Genomic DNA, 25,251 nt, shown 5'->3' on the forward strand with positions numbered 1-25,251 from the left:
ATCGGGGACGTGGCGAGAAAACCTCACCGACTGCGTAGACTGCGCCGCAAATAGCGATTGGCCGAACGCAACGATCATGCGGCAGATCGCGACTGCACCGCCGGAAGCAATTGCAGCGACCGCAAGCGACCTGAACTGTTGCCAAAAGAATACGGGGAAGTCGTTTGCCCCTCTCGGACGTTGATGTAGAGTTGCATGGTTTTTTTTCTGCAACATTCCCTGAGGCGAAACGGCAACGTCATGAATCGAGGCCGAAATAACCAATCGAGTTCCCACACCCCAGCTCGTGGGGAACAAGCAGACCAACAACGTTGGCACGCGTTTGACGCGCCGCGCCGTACCGATTGGAAGCGGCTGCAGCTGCCGTTTTCGATCGCGTTTCTTGCAGGCCTGATTCTGGTCATCCTGTGGACCAGCAGTTGGCTTCGTCCTCCGCGGCCGACGCGATTCCTGTTGGCGGGCGCCGGTTACGAGACGAATCTCTCGGTTCCGCACAACGCTCTCGGCTGGAACGTGCTGGTCGACTTGCAAGAAGTTTCTAATGACGCCCAGACGCAGCGCTATTGGGGCCATCGCTTGCTGCGCAGCGGCGACGGTCCGCAGCGGATGCAAATCGGCTGGCGTCCGAATCTGGAAAACATCGACGAAAACAACGTCGTTTTGATGCTGACCGGGCATGGCTTCATCGGCGAAAAAGGTCCGGCGCTGCTGCCCGAAAACGTCGACCTTTCGAAACGTCCTGAAGCGATCAACATCTCCGACGTCATCGCCGAACTGCAAAAGCTGCCGGAACAGACCAACAAGCTGCTGATCATCGACAGCTGCCGCACAATCGTCGCACCCCGCTTGGGACTACTTACGAACAACTTCTCCGACTCGATGCGCGAGCTCGACGCTGAGATTCGCAAAGCGCCGAATCTGACCGTCGTCATCGCGGCCGACGTCGATCAGCGAGCCTTTAGCTACTACCAGCAACATCGCACCGCGATGGGGCACTACGTGATCGAAGGGTTGCGCGGCGCCATCACCGACAGCGACGACGACGGCCGCATCGACGCCGGCGAGCTGTTCCGCTACGTCGACAGCGAGTTAATGCAATTTGCCGCCGCCAACCACAACCGTCGCCAAAACGTGATGTTGCTGCCGCTCGGCGACGAAGGTACGACGCGCGCCGACGCCTTCGACCTGGGCGTGCTCCGCCCCGGCTACGAACCAGAGAAAGCCCCCACGCCGATTCCGGTGACCGAATGGGAATGGATGACCGAGTTCTGGCAGCAGCAAACGTCCCTGGCGCAAGCCAAGCCGTCGGTGTTGCGTTTCGCGCCTCACATCTGGCGGCGTTATCAAGAGACGCTGCTGCGGATGGAATCGCTGCTGATCGCCGGCGACGTCGCCAACGCGTCCCGTCTGCGCAGCTCCGCTTCGGAACTGGCCAACGCCCTGGAAAACGGACGACAATTGCCGCTGCAATCGCAGGACTTGTCCCTCTCGTGGCGAGCCGCCGCCGGTTGGTTGCAACCGTCGCCGGAAGCGGTTTCGTCGGCGGCGACCTTGTTGACCTCGACCGCGCCGCAAGATGTCCGAGCCACCTACGATCAATCGGCCCAGCAACAAATCGCCTTGGGAGTGCCGGAAGCGGCCTTCGCCGACGCGCTTCGCCGTGAGCTGCTGCTCCGTGCGGCGGAAGACCCGATTCGTCAACTCAATAAGAACTGGCGCGTGATCGGCTCGATCGGCCAATCGCACGAGACCGGCCCGACCGAACTGGTGTTCGTCGATCTCCTCTGCCAGCAGATCGACATGTCGAAGTTGTCGCCAGCCGACGCCGAAGCGATCGGCCGTGCGATCAAAACCAACCTGCTGGCCGAACAGGCCGCCGCTTCGACGGCCCTCTGGAGCACCGCTTTCTCGTCCCGCGTTGATGCTGCCGACTTGGAGCGTCGCTTGGGACAGGACCTCCTCTTTATCGATTCGTCGACTCGGTTGAAATCGATCGGACATTTCGAAACAGCCGCCAAGGCGTACGCGTCGATCACCAACGACGTCGCCATCCTGATCCGTGCGATGGAAGCTCGCAACAACGCGCTGGCCGAACTGCCGTTCTATAACAACTGGACGATGGCCACGCCGCCGGAATCAGGCGGACAAGGGCTGGAGATCCAGGTAATGAATCTGTGGGAGTCGGCCCATGATCTGGACGATCAAATGAACGGCGCCGTCTCGGCGACTGCGGTCACGCCTGACATGCTTTCAACGCTGATCGGCCTGACGACAAAGGTCGAACAGCAACGTTTGGACCTGCAAAAGCAGAACGAACAAGAACAAACGTCGGCCTTCGTCGCCGACCCGAGCGAATCGCTCCGCCGCTTGAGCCGCGCGATGTTGCTGCCGGCCGCGGACGCCGAATCGCGCCGCAAGTTGCTGATCGCTTGCATCGACGCCACCGGCGCCGAAGTGGTCCGCGGCAACCAACCGGCGCCGTCGATTGAACAACAAGAGAAGTTCGCCAAGATCGACGCCGCTCGCGCCGGTCATCTTGTCCTGTCGCAGTTCGGCCAAACTTGGTTTGACCAGCTCAGCGGTTCGCGCGACGACGCCTACATGGTGACCAACCATCGCTTGGAAGTCTTTGGCGTCGAACAAATCTGGCGTCAGACGCTCGCCGACCTTGGGGCTGACTATGCTCAAAAGTGGCGCGAACTGATTCAGCTGAACACCCGCATTGACCGGGACGATATGGACCTGGCGATGATCGATCGGGTCGGCTCGCAATCGCGGATCATTCCGGCTGACGTTACCGCGGTCGACAACGACGCTCGCGACGCTCGCCGTGCGACTCTAGCTGAAGCGGCGCTGCTGTTCGCGGGTCGCGCCTGGAACGAACATTGGGACGACCATGGGCAAACGCCTTACTATTTGCGTGCCGCTCGTCTCCTCTCGTCCGACGCGATTCGTTTCGGGCTGCATCCGCAGAAGATGACGCAGGAAGCGGCCCCGTGGCAACAAGCGGGGGACTTCGCTCTCACGTCGCTGGCGATGCGCAACTGGACGACCGAAGCGACCGAGCAATATCACTTCGACCTGAAGATCGTCGGCGCCAATCCGCCGAGCGGCATTCCACGTTTTGGTTTTACGACCAACGGCCTGCTCCGTCTGGCGGTTGATGACGACGCGATGCGCGGCATCGAATGGACCGGCGGCACGCCCAACGGCATCGACGTGCTGGTGGAAGCCGACTTGAGCGGCGAGAAGGTCGCCAGCAATCCGGCGGAACTGAACGCGTTGATCGAAGGGACCGTCTTCTTCCGCGGACATCTCTCGACGGCCGACACCAAAGTGGTGATTCATCGTCGTCCTTCGAATCACCTGGTCAGCAATCCGGCTCCCGACGCCGCCAACCTGGCGATCGTCGCTTCGCCGGAACTGCATCAGCAATACGGATCCGGCGACGCCGCAATCACGATCGTGCTCGACGCTTCCGGCAGTATGGGCGCGCCGGCCGGACAACCGTTCGGCCCGCAAGCCAAGTACGCCGAGGCGGTTCGCGCCCTCGATCGCTTGCTCGAAACGATTCCCAACGGCACGCAGGTCAGCGTCTGGACCTTCGGCCAGGCGATGGGCTCGCAAAAGACGGTGGTCGAAGCGGAGCGAACGATTCAGCGTCTTGTCCCGCCGATCATCTGGAACAGCAAAGACAAGTCGCAGTACCAACAACTGACGCGGGCGATCACGTACCCACAGGTGGAGCCTTGGAACGAATCGCCGATCATGCGGACGATGATCGAAGCCAAGGGAGACCTGGCCGGCGTGAACGGACCGAAGACGATGTTGGTGATTACCGACGGCGCCGACAACCGCTTTGCGAACGATTCGACCGTCAATCCGACCGGTAAGAGCGTCGCGGAAGCGTTGTTCGACATCTTCGACGGCAGCGGCATTTCGATTCAGGTCGTCGGCTTTAAGGTCGTCAGCGCCGAAGCCGCGCTGGCCCAAAAGCAATTTGAACTAGTCGAACAGCTTTATCCGCCGGGCGGCTTTTACATGATCGATCGCGTCGAAGCGCTCGAAGCGCATTTGGCCAACGTGCTCAGCCGCCGGTTGACTTTCGTCACCGCTACTCCGCAGCAGCGGCAACCAGGTCCCGAACATCCGATCGGCGACATCGGCGGCGGGCAGATCTGGCTGACGCCGAATCTGAAACCAGGACGCCTGGCGGTCGAAACGCCGGTCGATCCGGCCTTGGCGCCGACGATCAACTTGCAGCGGGGAGACTTGATGCTGCTGCAACTTGTTTCGCAAAAGGACCAGCTCTCGCTGGTGACGGCCGACTACCTGGCTCAGCGTTTTCCGACACGCCCGACCATGACGACGTCTGGCTGGAAGTCGGCGCTGCTGCAAAACCGGATCGACGGCGACAAGCTGGAAATGACGCTCGGCATCCAGCAGCAGGCGTTGCAATTGGGAGACCTTTCGGTCATCAAGCCGTCGCGGATCTGGATCAGCGTCGGACGTCCTGACGGCCAATACGCCGCTTCGCATATCGTTCGGCAGAATGGATTCCCGATGGCGACCTACAGCATCGCCGCTTCCGACTGGCCAATCACCGGCGGGGTCGCTACTCCGACGGTCAGCCTGTGGTGGACCGTCGAAGACGACAACGTCGGCGTCGTGCTCCGTCAGACCAACGACTACGCCGCCCTCGAAGCGATTCAAGGTCAGACGGTCGAAACGAGCGCCGGGCAAGTTCAAATCCTCAGCGCCAACGTCGAGCAAACCCAATGCCTGGGCGCCGACGGCAAGCTGGCGACCGTTCGCCGCCTGGCGATTCGGACGCAAGCGGCGCCCGACGAAATCGTCTGGTGCGAACCAATCGGCTACCAAGCTGAAGGGATCGAAATCAAGGCGTTCCGCGACATCGGCGCGGCGACCTCTTACTTCTGGCCGCTGCCGGAAGGAAACGTCGACAGTATTGTCGCCGGTCTGCGAGTCGTGACGCTGAAAGATTTTCAGCGGCACGCCGAGCTGCGGGGGCAATACCTGCAATTCAACGAACTGGCGCCTCCGGCGACGCGCGACTTCGCGCCTCGTCCGGCGCTGCGACTTAACGGCGACGCCAACTAGCCTTGGGAGCATGACGCGTGGATCCATCGGCTGAAACTCCGCTGTGGCGACAATTCGAACTACGTTCTCGCAGTGAAGCGACGACGTCCGGCGCGAAGTTTTCGCACCGGACGTTGATTGCGTTGGTCATTGCGCTGGGATTGATCGGCGCGATGGCGGGCGCCCTTGCGTGGTTCCGCGCGCAACCGCGAACCCAATTCGTCGGCTGCATCGTCACTCGGTTCGGTCAGCTGGACGTCCAAGATCGGGTGGCCCATGACGCCGACCTGAAGGGAATGATCGCCGCGGGATACATTCCCGACACCGGCAAAGCCTCGCGTGGGATGCTGCATCGCGGCGAACTGATTGAGAAGTTCCTCAACCTCCGCAAGGCGTCCCAAAAGGAAACGGTCGTCATCTACCTTTCGAGCTACGCCACGCTGCAGGAAGATGCCGACGTCGATCTGATTCCCAGCGACTGGGATCTTTCCGACGGCGGCGCTTCGCTCGCGCAGCTGATGTCGGCGCTGCGGGATTGTCCCGCCGAACGCAAATTGCTCCTCCTCGACATTACTCCCTTCACGTTGACGAACAATGAAGCGACCGGCGTCCAAGCGGCCGCCCTCAACATCGTCGAACAACTAAACGATCCCAACCTGGCGGTCCTCTTCAGCTGCTCGCCGGGACAATTGCCGCAATTGAACGAAGCGCTCGGACGTTCGCTGTTCGGCTATTACGTCGAAACCGGTTTGCAGGGGGACGCGGATGGTTGGGGGAGCTACGCTGATGGTCGCGTGATCGCCAAAGAGCTGGCCGAATACGTCCGAGCTCGCACCATCGAAACCAGCCTGGCGACGACCGGCGTCGTGCAAGCGCCCTATATGGTTGGCGAAACGAGTCGCGAGTGGGAGTTGTCGAGCGTAGGCGTGAAACCGAACGCGACCCTCGTCGATACCGAACGAAAGTATCCCGAGTGGCTTACCAACGCCTGGAACACTCGCAACACGCTGCTGCAAGCAGGGAAAGATCGTTTCGCGCCGGGCGCCTTCGATCAACTCGATCGCGTGCTGCTGCAATCCGAGCGAGAATGGCGACTGGGGTCCGACTCCGATCGCTTGCAGCGTGACTTTGAACTCGCCAATCACTTTCTGAGCAAGCAACTGGCCGACTTCACGGCAGTTCGCCAATCGTTCCCGAACGTTTCTCTTTCGGACTATCGCGAAGAGGGGATTGCCGTTACGCCGGACGTCGCCAGCGCGATCACCTCCTACTTCGTGTCGCTCAACGATCTGGCCTCGCTTCCCAACGACCAGCGGATCGCCGCGGTGAAGAAGCTGCAAACCGAACTCCAAGCGAAACTCAAGACGGCGACGCGTATGGAGATCGCCCTGGCGCTCGACGATCAATTGCAACAGCTGGAGCAATTTGAGCCGAGCAAGTTCTCGGCCGCTTCCGACTTGTTGCAACTATGGGAACCGCATCCCCGCCAGATTGAAGAAGCGTATTGGCTTTGGTTGGCCCGCATGAAGCCGGGCGATCCAAGCGCCCTCCGCTTCTACAATTGCATCTCGCAGCAGCAGGAGATTTCGTCCCGACTCGAGCCGCTGCCGTGGGTGCTGGGTTCGCTGACCGGCGCCGACCAATCGCTGCATGCGGCGAAAGTTGGCCTCACGTTTCCTGGCTATTTGCCGTCGACTTGGAACGCCCAAGAGCTGAGCGTCGCCCAGCCGCAACTTGACCGCATGGATCAGCTGTCGTCACGTCTGGCGACCGCGTACGACGTGACCCGCCGCGGGTATCGTCTCCGCTGGCTGATGGCCGAGACGGCGGTGGTTGAGCCTGATTCGTCGGTCAAAATCCGTACGGCGCTGCAACAGATCGATTACCTGATGACGCGGTTCTCGCATACCGGCGCGACCGTCACGCCTGCCGAAATCCAGAGCGAAATGGCCCTGGTCGATCAGGGGATCGAAATCTCGGTACAGCTCGGCAAGGCCCTCAGCGAGTTCTCGCAACTTCCCGCTGACGCACAAATCACGCAATGGATCGCCGACCTGACCAGTTCGCAGCCGACCGTCGCCGCCTATCGCCAGGCCGACATGTTGCTGCGAGCGCCGTGGGTCCCGGTCGACGAGCGAGCCCAGCTGTGCGCCGCGCTCCGCAAAGCGTCGTTCACATTGACCTCCGGCGTCTTGAATGCGCCGTCCCCTTCGTATCGCGAAGTCGATCTGGAAGCGCACTCTCGCGTCGACGTTCGATTGGCTTGTTACCTGCATGGCTTTTACTATCCGCAAATGTCAGGGGACGAATCGTCGCCGCGCAGTTCCGATGCGCCGACGCCGGAGCAATCGCCGGCCGGTCCGCGGTGGGAACGTCTCTTTCAGTTGCAGGCCGACTACCGGCTGTTGCAAATGAAACGGATGCACACTTCCCAGGACGACGGGATCTTCGATAGCGTCGAGCGCCGCTTGGCGCTGGTCGCTTCGTGCCCCACCTATCAACTTTCCAATAGCATCGGCCAGGTAACGTCGCGCAACGGTCGGACGTCGATCGAAGTCGACTACCGCGTGATGACCTCCGATTCGCATGAGAAGACGCCGCAAATCGACGTCATCTCGCCGACCAGCTATCTGAAGGCGAGCGTCGTTTCATCGACGCCTGATCGTTCGGCGACGATTCGAGTGCAAGCGACGCCGGAAGCGACTCCCTCTCAACTGGCGGTCGTGCAGGGGGTGATGATGACGTTCCAGACCTCATGGGGAACGATCTACCGCCCGATTCCGTTGCCGCCGATGTTCGATCACGAACTGGAACTGTTGGTCGCCGATACGCCGGATGGTCCGCAGACCGCGCTGACCGAAATCGATCTTCGTCCGATCGCCGGGCGACAAACGCAATACTGGTTCCTCCGCAACGTCACCGACAAGTCGCTCAGCGTCAATCTGCAGATCGGCGCCGGCGAAATCTATCAGCAAAAGCTTGATATCCCTCCGCGCGGCGTCGCGCCGGTCATCATCGCCGGCAAACCGATCGCTGCGCCGGCGCCGCTGCCGACCGTTTCCGGCTCGATCAACATCAACGCGACCGAAGCGACCAGCGGCGACTCGCTGCTGCAGCAAGTGTTGCCGGTTCGCGTCTTGACCCCGCGCAGCTACGTACAGGTCACCGATACGCTATGCGAATATCGTCCCGGCGGGGCTCGCATTACGGCGACCCTCGCAGCGACGAACTTCCCAAGCGGGCCTCCCTCGACGGCGACGATCGAAATCACGCAAGAAGAGTTTCCGGCCTTGGTCAACATCGTCGGCGGCGTCCTGAGCAGCACGCTCGCCAGCGGTGATGAGCAAGTCCAACTCTCCGCCGATCTCTTGCTTTCGCCGACCGCCAGCCAAAGCGGCCAATGGCGGATCGCGATCGACGGCTACTCGCAGGCCTTCCGCTTTGACGGCATTGTGCCGAGCAGCTCCGGCCTTTCCAGCCCCAGCGCCAACAACAATCCGGCGATTCGTCTGCAAGCGCCGCAAATGCTGCGAACCGGTCAGCCGCTCAGCGCTCTGTTGATCGCCGAGAGCGCACCAGATGGAGCGTCGCTCGTCGCCCAGCTTGGCATCCCGAACAGCGACGGCTTTCTGGCCGAACGGACCGTCGCTTGTCCAACGCCGCAACAGTCAACCGTCGGCTTTTCGCCGATCGATCCGAAGGGCGCCATCCAGTGGACCGCCCAGCTGAACGACTGGAACGTCGAGCTCGACACCACCGGGATCGTCGGTCGCCGCCGCATTCAACTACAGATGCTTGACGCCGACGGCAACGTGATCGATCAAACGTGGCAAACGATTGTGATCGACGACACGCCGCCGCGGAGCGTGCGTTTTACGACTTCACCGACCCTCGCCCAGGCCAAAAAGCCGGCGACCTTTGTCGCGACCGCCTTTGACGGCGAAACCGGCATCGCCCAGATGCAAATGTTCATCGGCGAGCCGTTCGACAACGCTGTGCCGAAGGACGCTAAGCTCGTGCCGATGGTATTGGGCAACGACGGCAACTTCTCCGCGCAGTTGACGCTCAACGATCTGGGTCGCAACTTTGTGACCGTCGTCGCGACCAACGGCGTTGGCATCCAAGCCTTCAAAACGACGTCGGTCCATGTCCTCGACGAACTGCCGCCTCCGATGGCGACTATTCGCGGCGTGGTTCTGGAAGCGGGTCGTCCGCAACCTGGTTTGACCGTCACCCTGGCGGGCGCCGACGGCAAACCGATCAAGACGAGCGAAACGAGCCCCAGCGGCGAGTACGTCTTCGGCCAATTGACGCCTGGCGCCTACAAGCTGTCAGTCGTCAAAGCGGCGGCGGCCAGAAACGCGACCGCGGCAGCGGTCGGCAAGCCGGATCAGACGACGACCGTCGATTTGAATCTGACGCTGCAGTAGTACTTTTCTTTACTAGCCCGCAGCGCAAGCAAGGAAATGCGGTCAACCAAATATCTATTGCTCTTTCCAATCAAAGCGCCTTCGATCACGAATCGATACGCTTCGTCACGAGACAATCTCTCTTCGCACAACGACGCAATGCACTTCTGCGAATGAGGACTTGCGCGAACGCGAAAACGCGGATTCGAGATCGCCGACATGAACAATTTTCGCTCTCGATGATCACTTGGCTCTTTGCAAGAAAACCCTTAATTTTTGCCGTGAATCGACGGCCAGAGCTATATAATGCGCCCCTATAGGCGGACACTCTTTGGCTGCATGTGACGCAGCCGCTTGTTATCAAAATCCGGTCGACCCAGGCAAAACGTCGAACGGTGCACCTCTTGATTCGCTCGCTCTGATTTCTCACTTTCTTTGCGTAAAGCCAGCTTCATTTCGAAGTCTGTTCACTATTAAGAAAGGGGTTGAAATGAGATTCGTACGCGTTGGATTCGTTCTACTCTTTGTCGCGATCTACGGGTCGCCGTCGGCAGCAAATCAGCCGAACAAGATTGAGAGGACGACCTACAGCTGTTGGAAGTACAAGTTCACCAGCATCTCCAATAACCAATTCCAAGGAGAGTGCTTCTGGTCGGACGAGAAAGGAGGATACCAGGCCGGCAATCTCGACGGAAAATTCAGCAACATCTCGTATCACGAGAACAACGACGGAACGGTCGACATGGAGGGAAAATGGTCGGCTAACAACGTATCCGGCACGTTCCAGTTCAAAGTTGCGAAAGACAAAGAGTCGTTCGACGGGACCTATAAGGTCGATGGCTCCAGCGTCGCACGCCCTTGGTCGGGGGAACAAACGTACGGTTATTCCAAGTACTCGTTCGATCAAAACGGCAATCGCTACTACTGCAAATGCTTCTTCCGCAAACCGAACGGCGGCTACGACCATTGCTGGTGCATGTGGTATCCGGATCACAGCAATCGCTGCTATTGGTGTTTGCGTGATTTTTCGTACTGGGGCTGCTGCCGCAAAAATGGAACCTGGTGGAAACGCAACAACTCTTGGGTCACTTGGAACAACCCCAAGTGCACCGGTTGCGACTTTCGCTGCTGGTGCTTCCCGCCTCCGCCGTCAGACAATGACGACATTCCCGTATCGGACACCAACATTCCAGCGCCTCCTGAACCAAACGCTCCGATCTTGAATAGCTGAGCCGCCAGCCGCGCTTCGTCCGGCGGCCGCTGTCGCTGGGCGAGGCGATTTTTAGCAAGCAAGGAAATGCGGTTTCCAGCGAATCCCCGACGTCTGGCTAGCGATAGTAGTAGAACCAACTGCTTTGGAATTTCTTGTCAAAGTTTTCCTTGGAATCGAAGTTTATTCGATAGTCATCCAGAGATAGATAACCGAACTCGTCATAAGGCTTCACTAGATAGTAGTATCGATGAGCGTATTCCTCTTCCAGTCCAACCACTTTGTATCGGGCGACTTGTTCTTCGGTATAGAAAAAAAAGGTCGCATGCCCGCTGAATCGATTTATGGTCCACAAGTCGGGATTGCCGATTCGGACAAGAAGGTTGGCGATGTCCGACTTGGTTAGGTGATTGTCGGCTTCTTCTCGCGCTATCGGCGCAAAGGCCGAGAAAATGACGAACAGCCGATCAACCTCAAACGTGCCGTCAGGCACGTCGGCTATCAACTTCAAGAACTTTGTCGCGATGGCATTCTGTTTTCGCGTATCGTACTGCAGAGGTCCCACGCAGAACCTCTCAACGTCGGCGTGATCCTCCAAGACGACTTCCAACCTTGGAATTGCGGTAGGGCCTACGCGTTCGTAGACGACGTTAAGAACGCGACTATTCCATATCTTGCTGATCCATGCGGCCATCCGATCACAAGGATATGCGAGTTCAGAATTCCCCTGCAAAAGAAGTTTGGTCGCTTTGTACGCTTCGTCGGCGGGAGTGATCATGACGAGTCCTCATGAATCAAGGGAAGAACGTAACTCCATCGCTATCGCCCAGTCACGATCTCGACGAGGACGCTCATCCAAAACGCGCTGGCTTGCCACGAAGGTTTACGCACGCACGGTTTTCCACGGTGATCCCGCGCGCCGATCCGCAAAATCGTCTTCGCGAAATGGGTTACGTCCAGGGCAAGTTCCAACTCCAGCTCAAACGGAGCGATCCCCAAACTGCCAATCCATGTTACCCCGAGCAGATGGTAATGAGCTGCGCCAGCGGCGGCGAACTCAAGCTCGATAACTCCATCCGACCACCAACCGCCGAGTTCGTTGGGGCCATATGCAAGGCACTCGCAGAGGAACCACTCAACGAGCAGGGTGATTTCCTCGGTAATCGAACGTCCAGATTCTAGAGTTGTGACCGGACTTTTCGACCATTGGCGAAGCGCGGCGGCGAGACGCGATTCAATCTTGGAATAGGAATTGGGAGCGGAGTTGTTGCAGGCGAGATCCTTTGCGATTCAAGCTTGGACGCTAACTGGCGACCGCTTTTCCCTCGCTTGCGCTTCGGGCTACTATTGTGATCCTACTGCCGTTAGAACCACCAGGTGACCGCCATCAGCACGACGAAGACGACCGCCATGAAGCCGATAATCCAGAGAGCGGTGTCCCACGCATGTTCCAGGATCGGCGCCCAGCGTTCGTGGCGCGTTGCGGCGTAGACCAGGCTGACCACCACGATCAACGGGATGGCGTACAACAAGCGAGCGGCCGGGATCGCAGCCAAGATCGGTAGGAATGTCAAAAACGAGAGCATGGTCCGGAATCCCTTAGTTGTCTGCCGTAGCGGTCGCGTCGGTCTTTTCGTCGGTCTTTTCGTCGGCCGTATCGCCGTCCGCTGGAGGCGGGTTTTCCTTGCTCTCGCGCAGTCGCCGCTTTTTCTCTTTCTCAGGCACCACGAAGACCGGTCCGGCGTACGCGTCGAAGATCACCAGCACGTTCAGTAGGCCGGCGACCATCGTGTAGAGCGTTCCCATCTCGAATCGGAAGCCGTAATCGCGATGGAGTTGGCCCAGTTCGTGATCGTTGATCGGCGGCGCCATCAGCGGCACGCCGAAGATCTCGACCGGCGGCTTTCGCTCTTTGACCAGGTAAGCCTGGTAAAGGGCCGGAGCGGCCGGCAAACCGACCCCGATCTGGCAGAGATACGGCAAGCGCTTTTCGCTCATGTCCCAGCGAGCGTAAACGACTCGCCCACCTCCCATCGACAAGCCGACGAAGAAGGTGAACAAGATGCAGACCATGAACAGAATCCCTTTGCCCGTCCGCCCTTGGTACAGATGACCAGCCCCTGGCAAGAGCCACGCTAGCAGCAAGGCGAGCTCCGGATTCTTCAAATCGACTTGGACCGGTGCGAAGCGGTCTTCGCTGGAAGTCGACGGTTCGTCAGCCATTTCGTATCCAATGGGGGGAAGACAACGGGGGACAATCCCACAATCTTAGCCAAATTGACGTCTGAAGATAGGGCAAACGCCCCCATCTGGGCTTCGCTGCGGGGATCCCAAAATTGTCCCTTTTCGCCGATTTCCCCAATATTCGCGGAATCGTGACCGATCGGTCCAATTTCTGGTTTGTTTTCCGGGGGCTAGACTCATTAAGAGATAGACGCGCCTTGTTCCGTTTCGCCGCCGTTTTCCTAAATCGTTATGAGTCAACAACCAACGAACTCGAAGTCGCCTGCTGGTCCCCTCCAGCCGGACGAATTCGTCCGTTTGGTGATGGAAAACGAAGGGCGAATTTTCGCCTACGTCGCGTCAATCATGCCGGGCTCACCGGAAGTCGAGGATGTCGTGCAGGACGTCATCACGCTGATGTGGGAGAAAATCGACGACTTCGAGCGGGGGAGTCACTTCGGCGCTTGGGCGTGTCGGATCGCCTATTTCAAAGTGCTCGAGCTGCGCCGCTCGCAGGGGATTCGCCGCGCGCTCTTCCTTAGTGACGAGCTACGCGAATCGCTCGCGGCCGACGCCGTAGAAATCTGGGACGACCTGCAACAACAGTCGACGGCGCTGGAGAAGTGCTTGGATCGCTTGGACGACGCCGATCGGCAGATGGTCTTGAAACGGTATGGGACGAAGGGGAGCTTGAAAGAGACCGCCGCGTTGATGGGGAAATCGGAAGTGACGGCGCGCAAGTGGATCCGGCGAGTTTTGGCGCGTCTCGAAAAATGCATCTCGCTGCGATTGGGGCTAGAGCTATGAGCACGACCGACCCGCGAGTCCAACTGCTGCAACTGCTGACCGAACTCGACGCCGGCGATTTGTCGGACGATCAAACGGCGCAGCTGGAGCAACTGCTGCTGCAGCATCCCGACTTGCGCAAAACCTATCTGCGGCGAATCGCAACCCGCGCTCAGCTGTCGCTGATCGCGCGGCGTCGCGCCAAGCAGGTAAAGCTTCCCGAGCAGCAAGAGTGCCCGCTGCCGCCGCCGGATCGTTCGGAAAGATCGCGTCTGACCCCCTGGGCGATCGCCGCCAGTTTACTGCTCGCGGCGACGCTGATCGGGGTCTATTGGAATTCGCAGCGGAACCAAGCGGATACGACGCCGGTCGCCGCGGTAACGCGTCTGGCCGACAACTGGTGGGGCGCCAGCGAAATGAGCGCCGACCTAGGGAAACGGCTGATCGCCGGCGAAAGCCTTTGGCTGGAGTCAGGCCTCGTCGAAATCACACTCGAATCAGGCGCCGTAATCACGATGGACGGCGCTTGCCTGGTGCAGATCGCCGACGCCAACAGCATTGTTCTGTCGCGCGGCGTTATTCACGCGCTCGTTCCACCGAGTGCGCGTGGCTTTACGGTAAAGACCGAACAGGTCGACATCGTCGATATTGGCGCCAAGTTCACCGCCGCCGTCGACGAGCTGCAAGCGGTGGAAGTGCATGTGCACGAAGGGAAGGTCGAACTGCGACCCAATCGCGATGCGGCCGATCCACAGCCAGGCGAGGTGATCGCTGCGGGGATGTCGGTCCGGTTTGATCCGGATACCGGCGAAACGAAGCCGACCGAAGAGTTTAAACCGTATCAGCAGATTTCGCCTCCTGACGGCAAGCATATCGCCTATACCACCCGCGCCGGTACTCGCGGCAATCATGTTTACGCCGGGAAAGTTGGACAGGACTTCATCGTGAACGAAACGATCGAAGTGACGCGGCTCGGCGTGTTCGACAGCAAGTCGGACGGTCTGCGTCACCCTCTCTATTGCGAGATCTGGAGCCGAGACGATCGCGGCACTCCCAATGACACGCGGGGAGACTTTGGAATCGCCATGGCGGCGCGACTGGAGTTCACGCCGGACGATCCAGGCGAACTGGTCGAATCGAATCGCTTCAAGCCGCTCGAAGCGCCGCTGACCCTTCCGCCAGGCTCTTACTCGATCGTCGCGTTTGGGTTCAGCGAAGAGGACCCGATGGGGAACGATCATCACGAGGTCGGCGTTCAGCGCAATCGCAAGACGCGCGACGACGCCGGCGGAGCAATCTCGTTTGTCGGCACCAGTCGGTACGACATCAACACCGAAGGACCGCACGCGTTTCCTGGTCACGTCGACAAACACTGGGCCGATCGTTACTCGGCCGGGACGTTTGAGTATAGGTTGTTGGAACCGTTTTCGGCAAAGGGGCAGGGGGAGTAGGAACTCATGGTGCCATGCTCTTGCGGCGTCTTCGCCGGATGAGCATGTCTTTGGCACCGTCGGAAGTCCGTCTTAGAGCAACTCCGGCCAGATTGAATCGCTGACCAACAAACCCGCGCGAGTTAGGCGAATCCGCTCCGGCGATCGCTCGATCAAGCCGTGGCTTTCCAAGTCGTTCAGCTGCTGACCAGCAAGCTGATCGACCTCAAATCCCGTCGCCGCAGCGAAGTCGGCCGGATCGATTCCTTCCAAGCGGCGCATCCCAAAGATCAGCCGCTCGCGGGCGATCTCTTCTGGCGTCAGTTCTTCCCACTCGGCGACCGGCGATTCGCCGGCGAGCATCTTTTGAATGTAGCGAGTCGTGCTGCGATGATTCGTTTCGCGGCGACCGCCGACGTAACGCGCGGCGCCCGGTCCGAAGGCGTAATAGCCGCCGCCGAGCCAGTAGTTTTCGTTGTGAGCGCAGCGACAATCAGGCCGCGCGAAGTTCGAAACTTCGTAATGTTCGAAGCCGGCCGCGGTCGCCATTTCGATCCCGGCCAGATACTGTTCGCGCTGCGTCACTTCGTCCACTTCTTCCAGGTCGTCATGCAACAGACGATTCCAGAAGGTGGTTCCCTTTTCAAAGGTGAGCCCGTAGGTAGAAAGATGATCGGCGCCCAAGTCGATCGCCTGACGAACGTCGTCGCGCCACATGTCGACCGTTTCGCCGGGGGCGGCGAAGATCAAGTCGATCGCGAGCCGCGCGAACGTGGCCCGCACGCGCTGCGCCGCGTCAATCGCGTCGGCGGCGCGATGATCCCGTTCGAGCAACTCCAGCTTCGCATCCCGAAACGACTGCACGCCGAGGCTGATCCGATTGACGCCGTAGTGGGAGAGCAAATCGAGCTTCTCATCGCTGAGGTCGGCAGGGTTCGCTTCGACGCTCCACTCGTAGCCTGGCGCAGGCGGGAAACGCTCGATCGTCAGCTTGAGCAGTTGTTCGAGCTGCGGCGTCGGCAGGTGGGTCGGCGTGCCGCCGCCGTAGAAGATCGTGTCGACCTCATGCGGCGCATCGAGGGTGCGCATTTCCCGCTCGATCGCTTGCAGATAGTCGTCGATCAGATCGTCGCGCCCGGCAACCAGCGTGAAGTTGCAATAGCCGCAGCGCCGCAAACAAAACGGCACATGAACGTAAACGCTGCGCGGCGTTTGCGCTTCGGCCGGAGAGATCAGTTTGCGGGTTATAGCCACAGATGCAGTCGCCCGTCGAGCATGTCGTCGAGCTTCTCTTCCACATAGGTTTTGATCTGGCGATCGTTATACCGGACGCTGAAGTGCCCGGCGATGATCGCCTTGTTCTTGAACTGGTCGCGCCGCTGGACGATATCGTCCAGATGCGTATGTCCCATTTTATGAATCTTTTCGCGGCGGTGATCGGGCGCCAGGAAGGTCATCTCCAGGATCAACGTCTCCGCTTCATAAAAAGCAGGGCAAGCGTCGAGCGCTTCAGGGCGACTGTCTCCTAGGTAGGCGAGCTTCGGCACGCGGTATTCGTCGGTTACTTCGACGCCGGAGAGTCGGATGTCGCGGATCTTATCGCCCGGCAGATCCTGGTATTCCGGCTTCAGCTTCCGTCGCCGCTGCCAAATGATGTAGCCGACCGAGGTTACCGTATGTTTGGTGGCGACCGGCGTGACGATCAGCTCGCGCGACAGTTCGATTTCGTCGCCGGGATTGACGCCGATCAGCTCGCACGGCATCCGGCCCCGATCGAGTCGCTGGAACGAATTGAGCATCTGCTGCACGCCGCTGATCGCCGATTCGGGCAGATAAATCGTCGGCGGGTCCATCTTCATCATTCGCCGCCGTGAGACGTAAACCGGCAAAGCCGCGACATGATCCAAGTGGGTGTGCGTCACGAAGGCGGTCGGCGTTCCCATGAAGTCCCACGGCTGCAGGCCGAGATCAAGCAGCAGCTTCATCTCCGGCACGCGCCAATAGGTTTGCACCGCCGCCCTCGAGAATCCCTCGATGGTCAGGTCGCCGGTGGTCAGTTTGCGGAAGGGAGCGTTCTCGAACATGCGCCAGCGCCGGGCTGCGGAAAGATGGAAAACTCTTCAGTTTAACGCCTTACGGCGACGATCAACAGAACCCACCACCCGGCGAAAGGTTCGCTAGGGGTGGGTGAAATCGAGTTATTCCGCCGGAACGATCGCCTGCTTCCCCTTTTGGGCCTCGGCGATTTTCTCGGCGACGTGCCCTAGCTCCAGCTCACGCAGGAAGTCTTCCATGGTGGCGTAGATCTCGTCGCTGAGAAATTTGACCGCCCAGTTGTGCTTCAGCGGGCTGATCATCAGCACCACCTTGCCGGCGCGGTACGCTTCCCAAATCTCAATCGCGGTCCCCATCGACGCCTCGGGGATGTAGGCGATCACCACGTCGACTTCTCCGCACATCGCGTTGTGCCGCAAGAAGACGGAGCGCCCCATCTCTTCGGTGTAGTCAAGCGAACCGCTGTGGTCGGCCCAGGGATCGTAGATGTCGGCGCTGGGGAAGTGACGCGGCAAGATCTCTTTCAGCACAGAGCGGTAGTCCTGGCGATGGACCAGACTGCCGACGTGCGAACCTTGCATAATACCCGCGAGAAAAAATCGCATCGCGCTTCCCAGAATCGAAATCATCGACCAGCGACCAGGCCGCCCCGATCTCTCTCTTCTTAAAGTACAATACCGGGCGGAATCTTGTCGACCGCCGCATCCTTGAATCGGAACCCACCTTATGGCCTCTGTCGCCGCGAACCGCCCGAAAGCTTTGAAACTGGTGAAAGAATTGCTCGCCATCCCCGGCGGCAGCGGACGCGAAAAGAAGGTGGCCGAGTTCATCGAGGCCGAGCTGCTAGCCGCCGGCGCCGATAAAAGCTGGTTCCGCTACGACAAGGCGAACAAACTGGGCCCGATCGCCGACGCCGAAGTCGGCAACCTGGTGGTGACGATCCCCGGCACGATCGCCGGACCCCGCCGCTTGCTGATGGCCCACATGGATACGGTGCCCCTTTGCGTCGGCTGTACGCCGGTTCGCAAGGGGGACGTGATGGAATCGCGTGAGAAGGACCGCGGCCTCGGCGCCGACAATCGTGCTGGCGTCGGCGTGGTCTTGAACGCCGCGTGCGAAATCTTGCGCAAGAAGCTGCCGCATCCGCCCCTGACGCTCCTCTTTACGATCGAAGAAGAGATCGGTCTGCATGGGGCGAAGAACTTGCAGACGTCCCTTTTGAAGAAGCCGGCGCTCGCCTTTAACTGGGACGGGGGATCGCCGACCAAGTTGACGATCGGCGCGATCGGCGGCTATCGCTTCTTCATTGATATTCACGGCATTGCGAGTCACGCCGGCGTCGCGCCGGAGCGGGGCGTCAGCGCCATCGCGATCGCAGCGCTCGCGATCGCCAAGCTGCAAAAAGGGGGCTGGCTCGGCAAGATCACCAAGAAGAAAAACAGCGGCACGGCCAACGTCGGCGTCGTGACCGGCGGCGCGGCGACCAACGTCGTGTGCGACCTGGTGCAGATCAAAGCCGAAGCTCGCAGCCATGACCTGACGTTCCTGAAGGAAATCGTCACGCAGATCGAAACGGCGTTTCATGACGCGGTGAAGGAAGTGAAGAACGTCGACGGAGAAACCGGTTCGGTCGAGATCGTCGGACGTCTCGACTACGAACCGTTTTTGCTCTCCCAGGACGAACCTTCGGTGCAGGTCGCACAGCAGACGATCGCGGCGCTCGGCTACGAGTCGGAACTGGCAATCGCCAACGGCGGACTCGACGCCAATTGGCTCTTCCGCCATGGTATTCCAACCGTCTCGTTTGGCTGCGGCCAACGGAACCCGCACATGTCGACGGAACAACTCAATATCGAGTGGTTCCATCAGGCCTGCGATATCGGCCTGAACATTGCGGTCGGGGCCGTTTAACGCGGCCTACTTTTTCACGCTGACCTGATCGGCCGGCCACTTCAGCTGCTTGCCGACCGCCTGGGCGTAAGCGACCGCAGCGGCGCTTTCCGCGTCAACCTCGATGGCGGCGTTTTCGGCCGCCAGGGCGACCGCTTCGGGCATGTTCATGAAGCGACGGACGTTCAACAGGATCGGACCGTCGCGCTCGTCGGCCGGCAAGTGGGTCGCGTCAATCTTGGCGACGCTCGGCTCGAAGATCGTCGCATAGACGGCGACGCCGGCGTTGACTCCAGCGGCCGAGATCGTCAACTTCGGATCTCCAATGGCCTGAATCGCACGGCGAGCATCCCAGACGCGCATCCCGTCGACCGTTTGCCCCAGTTGCAGGAAGCGACGGCGAATGTGCGTTTCAAGCTTCTTGTCCTGGCTCCACTCGGTCGGACCGACGCCCCGCTGCACCAACAGGTACGTGCGACCAGGAAGGCTCAGCAACGCTTTCGCGGCGTCGCTCTTCGGCGGCGCACCGACCACAGCATTCAGTTCTTCAATCGCCGTCCAATCGGCTTGATCGGCCAACGAGAGAGTCACGCCGGCGCCGCCGTTGTCGATCAGGAGCAGCGGCAAAGTGACGCCGGGCTGGGTTTCCAGATCGAAAGTGGTGACCTTCGTCTCGCCAATCTGGATGACGGCGACCTGCTTCAGTTGCGGCGCCGATTCCAACTTCGGCCAGCCGGCGAACGACTTGGTCAGCAGCTTCTCGCGAAGTTCGGCGGCTTGCGATTTCCACGCCGTTTCCGAAGCCGGGACTTCCGCCGGCGGAGCGACCGGGACGAACGTTTCCTGGATCTTGGTGTTGATCTCGTCGGCCGGGAGTTCGGCGAAGACTTTCAAGTCTTTCTTTGCGAAGAGCGGCGTCGCCGGGACGTCGATCAGCGGCGTTTCGCCCTTCAAGTGTCGGCTGAGCCAATAGAAGGCGGGAACGCGGAGCGGCTGCGTGTCGGCATGTCCGCCGTCGACGATGCAAAGACCGAGGTTCTGCTTCGCGTCGTAAAGACTGTAAATGTCTCGAGCTTCAAAAAAGGTTCGCGTGACGCCGTCGAGCGGAAAGATCGGATCGCTGTCGGTGTTGGCGATCATCAGCGGTCGCGGCGCGACCAGGGCAGGGAGGAAGCTAAAGTCATAACGCGGCGTGTTGACCCAGAACATGCAGTCGCAATGTCCGTTGATGCAACCGTCGACGATATGGTTTTGCATGTCGGTGATGCCGGCGACCGGAACCGCCGCTTTGATCCGATCGTCGAGCGCGGCGATGTACCAGCTGTAGGCGCCGCCGCCGCTACGTCCAGTGACGCCGATCTTCTCGGGATCGACGTCGTCGCGAGCTTGCAGCAGATCGATCGCGCGAACGCAGTTCCACGCTTCCACTCCGGCCGGCGTGTAGCCCCGGTTGATCCACCACCACATGCCAAGATTATGCGTGCCGTGATGCAGACCCTCGATCTCGCCCAGTTGCAAAGTGTCGATCGTCAAGCAAATGAAACCATGCCGAGCGAACCACGCGCCATGATGTTGGTAGTGCGTTTTGTTCCCCAGGCTCACTCCGTTCTCGACCACCTTGCCGTGACCGCAAACGTACAGGATCGCCGGCAGACGACCTTCCGACTTCGCCGGACGATAAAGATTGCCGGTGACGTACAAACCGGGGCGCGATTGGAAGTGAATCTTCTCGACGACCACGCCGTCCGCTTCAAGCGTGCCGGTCACAGTCGTTTTCAGATCGGTCTTCTCCGGCCACGGCTCCAGGCCGAGCATTTCCTTTAATTGATCGTGATATCTCTCTCGCTTGGATTTCCACTCGTCGAGCGAGGTAACGCCGGCGATCGGCTGATTGGTCAGCGCGGCAGTCTCCGCTTCAAAGTATTTTTGCACTGCCGCATCGCCCGGTTCGGCATTAGCCGACGACGTGAGTTGGAAATAGATCGCAGCGGAGAGCGCAAGCGCAACGGAGAGGACCAGTCGATGACGACTCATGGCATGTTTCCAGCGAGGCGAATGGAAGAAAGGCGGGAAGGTGGGATAGGGCGTGAGCTTCTATCCTCATCTCTTTTTCGCCGCGAGTCAACTCTGCGCTGGCAAGGCCCGCTTTTCCGCCCGAATTCCTAGACCGGCGGCTTGTTCGGACCAGGAAGTTCGCCGTTCCCTTGAGCGTGCAAGCTGCCGTTACGGAAAGCCTGGGCCATCGACTTGGGTACTTCCGCTTCCGCCAGGACCAGCTTCGCGCGATTGAGCACGACCTTCGCTTTGTTCTCTTGCTCGGTCGCAACCGCTTCGGCGCGGCGCTGTTCGGCTTTGGCGCGAGCGACGCGGGTGTCGGCTTCGGCCTGATCGTTTTGCAATCGAGCGCCGATATTTTCGCCGACGTCGATATCGGCGATGTCGATCGAAATAATCGCGTAAGCGGTTTGCGCGTCAAGATTACGATCGAGCACCGCGCGGGTAATCAGATCAGGATTTTCGAGCACGCGGGTGTGCGTGTCGCTGGAACCGATCGCCGAAATGATGCATTCGCCGACGCGGGCGATAACGGTTTCTTCCGTGGCGCCGCCGATCAATTGCTCGAGCGACGTGCGGACCGTCACTTTCGCGCGAACGCGAAGTTCGATGCCGTTCTTGGCGATGGCGCTCAAAGTCGCTTTGCCGCTGCGACGCGGATCGGGACAGTCGATCACCTTCGGCGAAACGCTGGTCCGTACCGCTTCGACCACGTCGCGTCCGGCGAGATCGATCGCCGCGGCGCGGTCAAAGTCGAGCGCAATCTGCGCGCGATGGGCGGCGATGATCGCGTGGATCACCGCCATGACGTTCCCGCCGGCCAGATAGTGCGCTTCGAGCCGCTTGGTGCTGATGCCGTCGCGTTTGTCGATGCTGAGCCCCGATTGCGAGGCCATGATCTTCGCTTTGACGATCACGCGGCTGTTGACCTGGCGGAAGCTCATCCCGATCAGCTCGAACAGCGATACGCCGGCCTGCGACATATAGGCCTGAAACCAGAGGGGCCCATACGCCAGCAAGATGATCAAGAATACGAAGCCGAAGAGGGCCAACAGCCCTCCGAGCACGATGTAAAGCAGATATCCGCCGCTTTCCTGGGCCAGCATCATCCACGGTGCAACGTTCGGCATAAAATCTCGACCTCGGCGAACAGTATGTAGGGCAATTCCTTAGCCGGCATGATACCGGATGGGGAACCGCCCTTCCACTAGATTTACTCGGCGATCTGAAGCACTTCGCCGCCGCGATAAACGTAAACTTGGTACAGCTGCATGTATAGCATCGTCGTCACGAACATGATGAAAACGGCCGCCGGCAAGATGCCGACGCAGCATGCGAGCATACCGAGCGAACCGACCACCATGGCAACAACCATCGTGAACAGCATAACTAGGATCTCTTCGAGCCACATTCTCTTGAAGAAGTCGATCATGAAGCCAAAGTTAAACCCGTCTCCAAATTGCTTGGTGAAGCCGACCCGAATAAGCGCCGGCATGATCAACAGATTAGCCAGGAACATCAGGAAGTAGGGAACGAAAATAGCGCCAATCCCGACAATCGCGCCGCCAGCGTCTCCCAGTTGGGCGGCGACGAGGCTCATACCGAAAATGAAAACATACATAATCACCTGCATCATCAAGCTGATGAGGAAGGAGACCAGGAAGACCCACAAGCCGCGCATCAGGTAATCGCCGAAGCGATCAAACGTAAAACCGTGATAAGGACGTTCGCCGCGACCGGTCAGCAACATCGCCGCCACCTCGAAGCAGTACCCCCAGACGACGATCGCCCCCAGGATCGGTATCAGCAGAATCAGCGAGGGCAACAGTAGGTTGTTAACCCACTGCGGGTGCTCCGAAAACTGCGATAGGGGACCGAGATAGTCGATCGAATCGCGCGGCGACAGCGGCGACCCGGCCGCATCCGACGGCGATTGGAAAGACTCTCCACTGGGCGACTGAAATGGATTCGACGAATCGTTGGACATCCTAAGCTCCCCCGTCAAATGATGCGATGATCGTGAATTGGTCCGCCACGTAAGGCGGCATTGTCGCCGTTTACTCCGCCTTTTTCAACTGATGCGACAGCAGCCAGGTATAGACTTCTGGATTGTTGTAGGTCTCGGTCCAGCTGTCGTGGCCAACTCCGGGATAAATCGTCAGTTTGACGTCGCCGCCGGCCGCTTTGACCGCTTCGACCATTTCTTCGCTCCGCTTCAGCGGCACGGCGCCATCTTTGTCGCCATGGAACGCCCAGAGGGGCGTCGATTTCAGAGCGTCCGCTTGGGTCGGATCGCCGCCCCCGCAAACCGGAATCGCCGCGGCGAACTTGTGCGGGTGCTTCGCGACCAGCGACCAGGTACCGAAGCCGCCCATGCTGAGCCCGGTGCAGTAGAAGCGAGTCGGATCGACGTTGTACTTCTTTTCGATCGCGTCGAGCAGCTGCGTCAGGGCTTCCTGCTTTTCGCTGGCGTTCCACCAAACTCCCTCAGAGCACTGGGGCGAGACGATGATAAACGGCATTTCCTTTTCCGGAACCAGTTTCGGCGGGCCATGCTTTTTGACCACGTTCAGATCGGTTCCGCGTTCGCCGGCGCCGTGCAAAAAGAGCATCAGCGGCTTCTTTTCGCCGTCGGCCTTATAGTCGGTGGGAAGATAGAGCCAATATCCCAATTTCTCTGGGTCGTGCCCTTCGACCTTCACTTCGAGTTCTTGCGCGACTTGCTTGCCGGGCGCCGGCTGGTCGGCAGAGGGTTGATCGGCGGCCATCAGGGCGAAACTCCCGAGAAACAAAAGACCAAGCGAGGCGAGCGATTTAAACACGGCGATACTCCAGGAAAACGACTGAAATCGCTTACAGCCTAATAGGGGGCGAACCCAAATGCAATTAGCGCACTTTAGCGCAACTGCTGCTTGAGCCAGTCAATTTCGGTCGCGATTCCGGCCGCCAGCTCCTCTTGGCGGAGCTCGGGGGGCAATACCGTCCAGGCATAGGTCTCGACCTCAAAGTGCTTGATCGGGGCCAGCAGCTCGCGTTGGCGGAGGAGGTCGAGGATTCGCCCTTGGGTCGTGCGGAGCGGGCCGAACGCGTCGATGTAAATCGGCATGTGAAAGTGAATCCGCCAGATCCCTTCGGGCGGACCTTCCAGCGCGTTCAGCACCGCCGGCAGATCTTCGTGCAGGGTTCGCTCGCCGCTGGGCGTTTCGGCCATCGTCTGGTGGAGATAGCGATCTTCGGCGAATTGCATGAGACGCTGAATCGCCGCGTTGCTCTCTTCTTCGCTCAGCGACTCAAAATCGACTTCGATCGCCGACGAAATCTGCACTTTGCCGACGCTGATGCCGGCCGCCGCGTATTGCGACAAGACCGACGATTGGTCTTCGCACATCACCGCCGCGTGGCAAACGTCATGGCAGACGCGGATGTAGCGCGCGATTTGCGCCGGATCGCCGGCCGGGAACAAGCGATTCTGGAAGAAGGCGATCATGTCGGCGGTCGTGTCGATCGCGCAGCCTGGTTCCGGTTCGATGCAAACGTAGATCAACCGCCCGGTCGATTGCTCGATCCGTGCAAGTTCGTTGGCGAGCGTGAGAAAGTTGGCGACCACCGCGGCATAAGCTTCTTCACTCAGCGGTGGATCGCCCCACGCGATCGGCAGCGTCGAGATGCTTCCTTCTTCGCCAGGGGGCAGCAGCTCGTCGAGAATGTGCGCCAAGTCGAGCGTGTACTGCAAACGTAGCGGGTCGATCCAGGTCGGTTCGTAAACCGCATGCTTCACGACCGCTTGATGAAAGTTGCCGTAGGGAAAACCGTTCAGCGTGTAAGGGATCAGCTGGTTATCGTTCAGGAAACCGCGAAAGCGAGCCAGGCGATCCGGGTCTCGCAGCTCTTTGGCGGTCACGGCCGAAAGCCAGAGGCCGACTCCCATCGGTTTGCGCGGAGAGATCAACTGACGCACGCGGACGGCGTGCTTCTGGAGATTGGCTTCCGTTTCGGCAAGATTTGCACCAGCGTGAACGTTGGTGCAATATCCAATCCAGTCAGGCAGCGACATCCGGTTCTCCGCAGGGGCAGTAGCTGGGGTATCTTCAAA

Annotated in this window: 18 protein-coding genes; 7 read left to right on the forward strand and 11 right to left on the reverse strand. The window is 59.8% G+C overall.

Annotation, left to right across the window (positions count from 1 at the left end; genetic code table 11):
* Nucleotides 1-240 precede the first annotated feature (240 nt).
* From LOC68_RS15910 to LOC68_RS15920, 3 genes are all read left to right on the forward strand, one after another.
* A complete protein-coding gene (locus LOC68_RS15910; protein ID WP_230220524.1) occupies nt 241-5,121 on the forward strand; it encodes a hypothetical protein in 4,881 nt (1,626 codons plus the stop codon).
* A 17-nt stretch (nt 5,122-5,138) separates the two neighbouring features.
* Nucleotides 5,139-9,530, forward strand: a complete 4,392-nt coding sequence (locus LOC68_RS28565; protein WP_230220526.1) for a carboxypeptidase regulatory-like domain-containing protein — start codon at nt 5,139-5,141, stop codon at nt 9,528-9,530.
* Nucleotides 9,531-9,999: 469 nt separating this feature from the next.
* Nucleotides 10,000-10,740 carry a hypothetical protein gene (locus tag LOC68_RS15920; protein WP_230220528.1) on the forward strand — a complete coding sequence of 247 codons (741 nt, stop codon included), beginning with the start codon at nt 10,000-10,002 and terminating at the stop codon, nt 10,738-10,740.
* 97 nt (nt 10,741-10,837) lie between these two features.
* Here LOC68_RS15920 and LOC68_RS15925 read toward each other — a convergent pair whose 3' ends face one another.
* Entirely contained in the window at nt 10,838-11,497 is a 660-nt protein-coding gene (locus LOC68_RS15925) for a hypothetical protein (protein ID WP_230220530.1), read from the reverse strand.
* Nucleotides 11,498-11,508: 11 nt separating this feature from the next.
* On the opposite strand from LOC68_RS15925, the gene LOC68_RS15930 reads away from it, so the two are divergent.
* The gene (locus LOC68_RS15930) at nt 11,509-11,901 is read left to right on the forward strand and encodes a hypothetical protein (RefSeq protein WP_230220532.1); all 393 of its coding nucleotides are present in this window, start codon (nt 11,509-11,511) and stop codon (nt 11,899-11,901) included.
* Nucleotides 11,902-12,083: 182 nt separating this feature from the next.
* On the opposite strand, the gene LOC68_RS15935 is transcribed toward LOC68_RS15930, so the two are convergent.
* Both LOC68_RS15935 and LOC68_RS15940 read right to left on the reverse strand, forming a co-directional pair.
* Complete coding sequence (locus tag LOC68_RS15935) at nt 12,084-12,305, reverse strand: hypothetical protein (RefSeq protein WP_230220534.1); 222 nt, start codon at nt 12,303-12,305, stop codon at nt 12,084-12,086.
* A 13-nt stretch (nt 12,306-12,318) separates the two neighbouring features.
* Nucleotides 12,319-12,942 (reverse strand): DUF6677 family protein, encoded by a 624-nt coding sequence (locus LOC68_RS15940; protein ID WP_230220536.1) that lies wholly within the window; start codon nt 12,940-12,942, stop codon nt 12,319-12,321.
* Between the two features lie 252 nt (nt 12,943-13,194).
* Here LOC68_RS15940 and LOC68_RS15945 point away from each other — a divergent pair, with 252 nt between their 5' ends.
* The gene (locus LOC68_RS15945) at nt 13,195-13,749 is read left to right on the forward strand and encodes a sigma-70 family RNA polymerase sigma factor (protein WP_230220538.1); all 555 of its coding nucleotides are present in this window, start codon (nt 13,195-13,197) and stop codon (nt 13,747-13,749) included.
* Complete coding sequence (locus LOC68_RS15950) at nt 13,746-15,179, forward strand: FecR domain-containing protein (RefSeq protein ID WP_230220540.1); 1,434 nt, start codon at nt 13,746-13,748, stop codon at nt 15,177-15,179. The genes LOC68_RS15945 and LOC68_RS15950 overlap by 4 nt, the downstream gene beginning before the upstream one ends.
* A gap of 72 nt (nt 15,180-15,251) precedes the next feature.
* Here LOC68_RS15950 and hemW read toward each other — a convergent pair whose 3' ends face one another.
* The 3 genes from hemW to LOC68_RS15965 all read right to left on the reverse strand — a co-directional run bounded on the left by hemW (nt 15,252) and on the right by LOC68_RS15965 (nt 17,818).
* Nucleotides 15,252-16,412: a radical SAM family heme chaperone HemW gene (gene hemW / locus LOC68_RS15955; RefSeq protein ID WP_230220542.1), complete on the reverse strand. Its 1,161-nt coding sequence runs from the start codon at nt 16,410-16,412 to the stop codon at nt 15,252-15,254.
* Nucleotides 16,403-17,242, reverse strand: a complete 840-nt coding sequence (locus tag LOC68_RS15960; RefSeq protein ID WP_230220544.1) for an MBL fold metallo-hydrolase — start codon at nt 17,240-17,242, stop codon at nt 16,403-16,405. The genes hemW and LOC68_RS15960 overlap by 10 nt, the downstream gene beginning before the upstream one ends.
* A 114-nt stretch (nt 17,243-17,356) precedes the next feature.
* Nucleotides 17,357-17,818: a hypothetical protein gene (locus LOC68_RS15965; RefSeq protein ID WP_230220545.1), complete on the reverse strand. Its 462-nt coding sequence runs from the start codon at nt 17,816-17,818 to the stop codon at nt 17,357-17,359.
* 121 nt (nt 17,819-17,939) lie between these two features.
* Between LOC68_RS15965 and LOC68_RS15970 the strand changes: the two genes are divergently transcribed.
* Nucleotides 17,940-19,124, forward strand: a complete 1,185-nt coding sequence (locus LOC68_RS15970; protein WP_230220547.1) for a M20/M25/M40 family metallo-hydrolase — start codon at nt 17,940-17,942, stop codon at nt 19,122-19,124.
* A 6-nt stretch (nt 19,125-19,130) separates the two neighbouring features.
* Here LOC68_RS15970 and LOC68_RS15975 read toward each other — a convergent pair whose 3' ends face one another.
* The 5 genes from LOC68_RS15975 to eboE form a co-directional block, all read right to left on the reverse strand.
* A complete protein-coding gene (locus LOC68_RS15975) occupies nt 19,131-21,137 on the reverse strand; it encodes an alpha/beta hydrolase (protein WP_230220549.1) in 2,007 nt (668 codons plus the stop codon).
* Between the two features lie 128 nt (nt 21,138-21,265).
* Nucleotides 21,266-22,288 (reverse strand): flotillin-like protein FloA, encoded by a 1,023-nt coding sequence (floA, locus tag LOC68_RS15980; protein ID WP_230220551.1) that lies wholly within the window; start codon nt 22,286-22,288, stop codon nt 21,266-21,268.
* A gap of 83 nt (nt 22,289-22,371) precedes the next feature.
* The gene (locus tag LOC68_RS15985; protein WP_230220553.1) at nt 22,372-23,145 is read right to left on the reverse strand and encodes a DUF4013 domain-containing protein; all 774 of its coding nucleotides are present in this window, start codon (nt 23,143-23,145) and stop codon (nt 22,372-22,374) included.
* Between the two features lie 70 nt (nt 23,146-23,215).
* The gene (locus LOC68_RS15990; protein WP_230220555.1) at nt 23,216-23,926 is read right to left on the reverse strand and encodes a carboxylesterase family protein; all 711 of its coding nucleotides are present in this window, start codon (nt 23,924-23,926) and stop codon (nt 23,216-23,218) included.
* Between the two features lie 128 nt (nt 23,927-24,054).
* A complete protein-coding gene (eboE, locus tag LOC68_RS15995; protein WP_230220557.1) occupies nt 24,055-25,212 on the reverse strand; it encodes a metabolite traffic protein EboE in 1,158 nt (385 codons plus the stop codon).
* Nucleotides 25,213-25,251: the final 39 nt, after the last annotated feature.

The sequence above is a fragment of the Blastopirellula sediminis genome, assembly GCF_020966755.1.
In the GTDB taxonomy this organism is placed as follows: domain Bacteria; phylum Planctomycetota; class Planctomycetia; order Pirellulales; family Pirellulaceae; genus Blastopirellula; species Blastopirellula sediminis.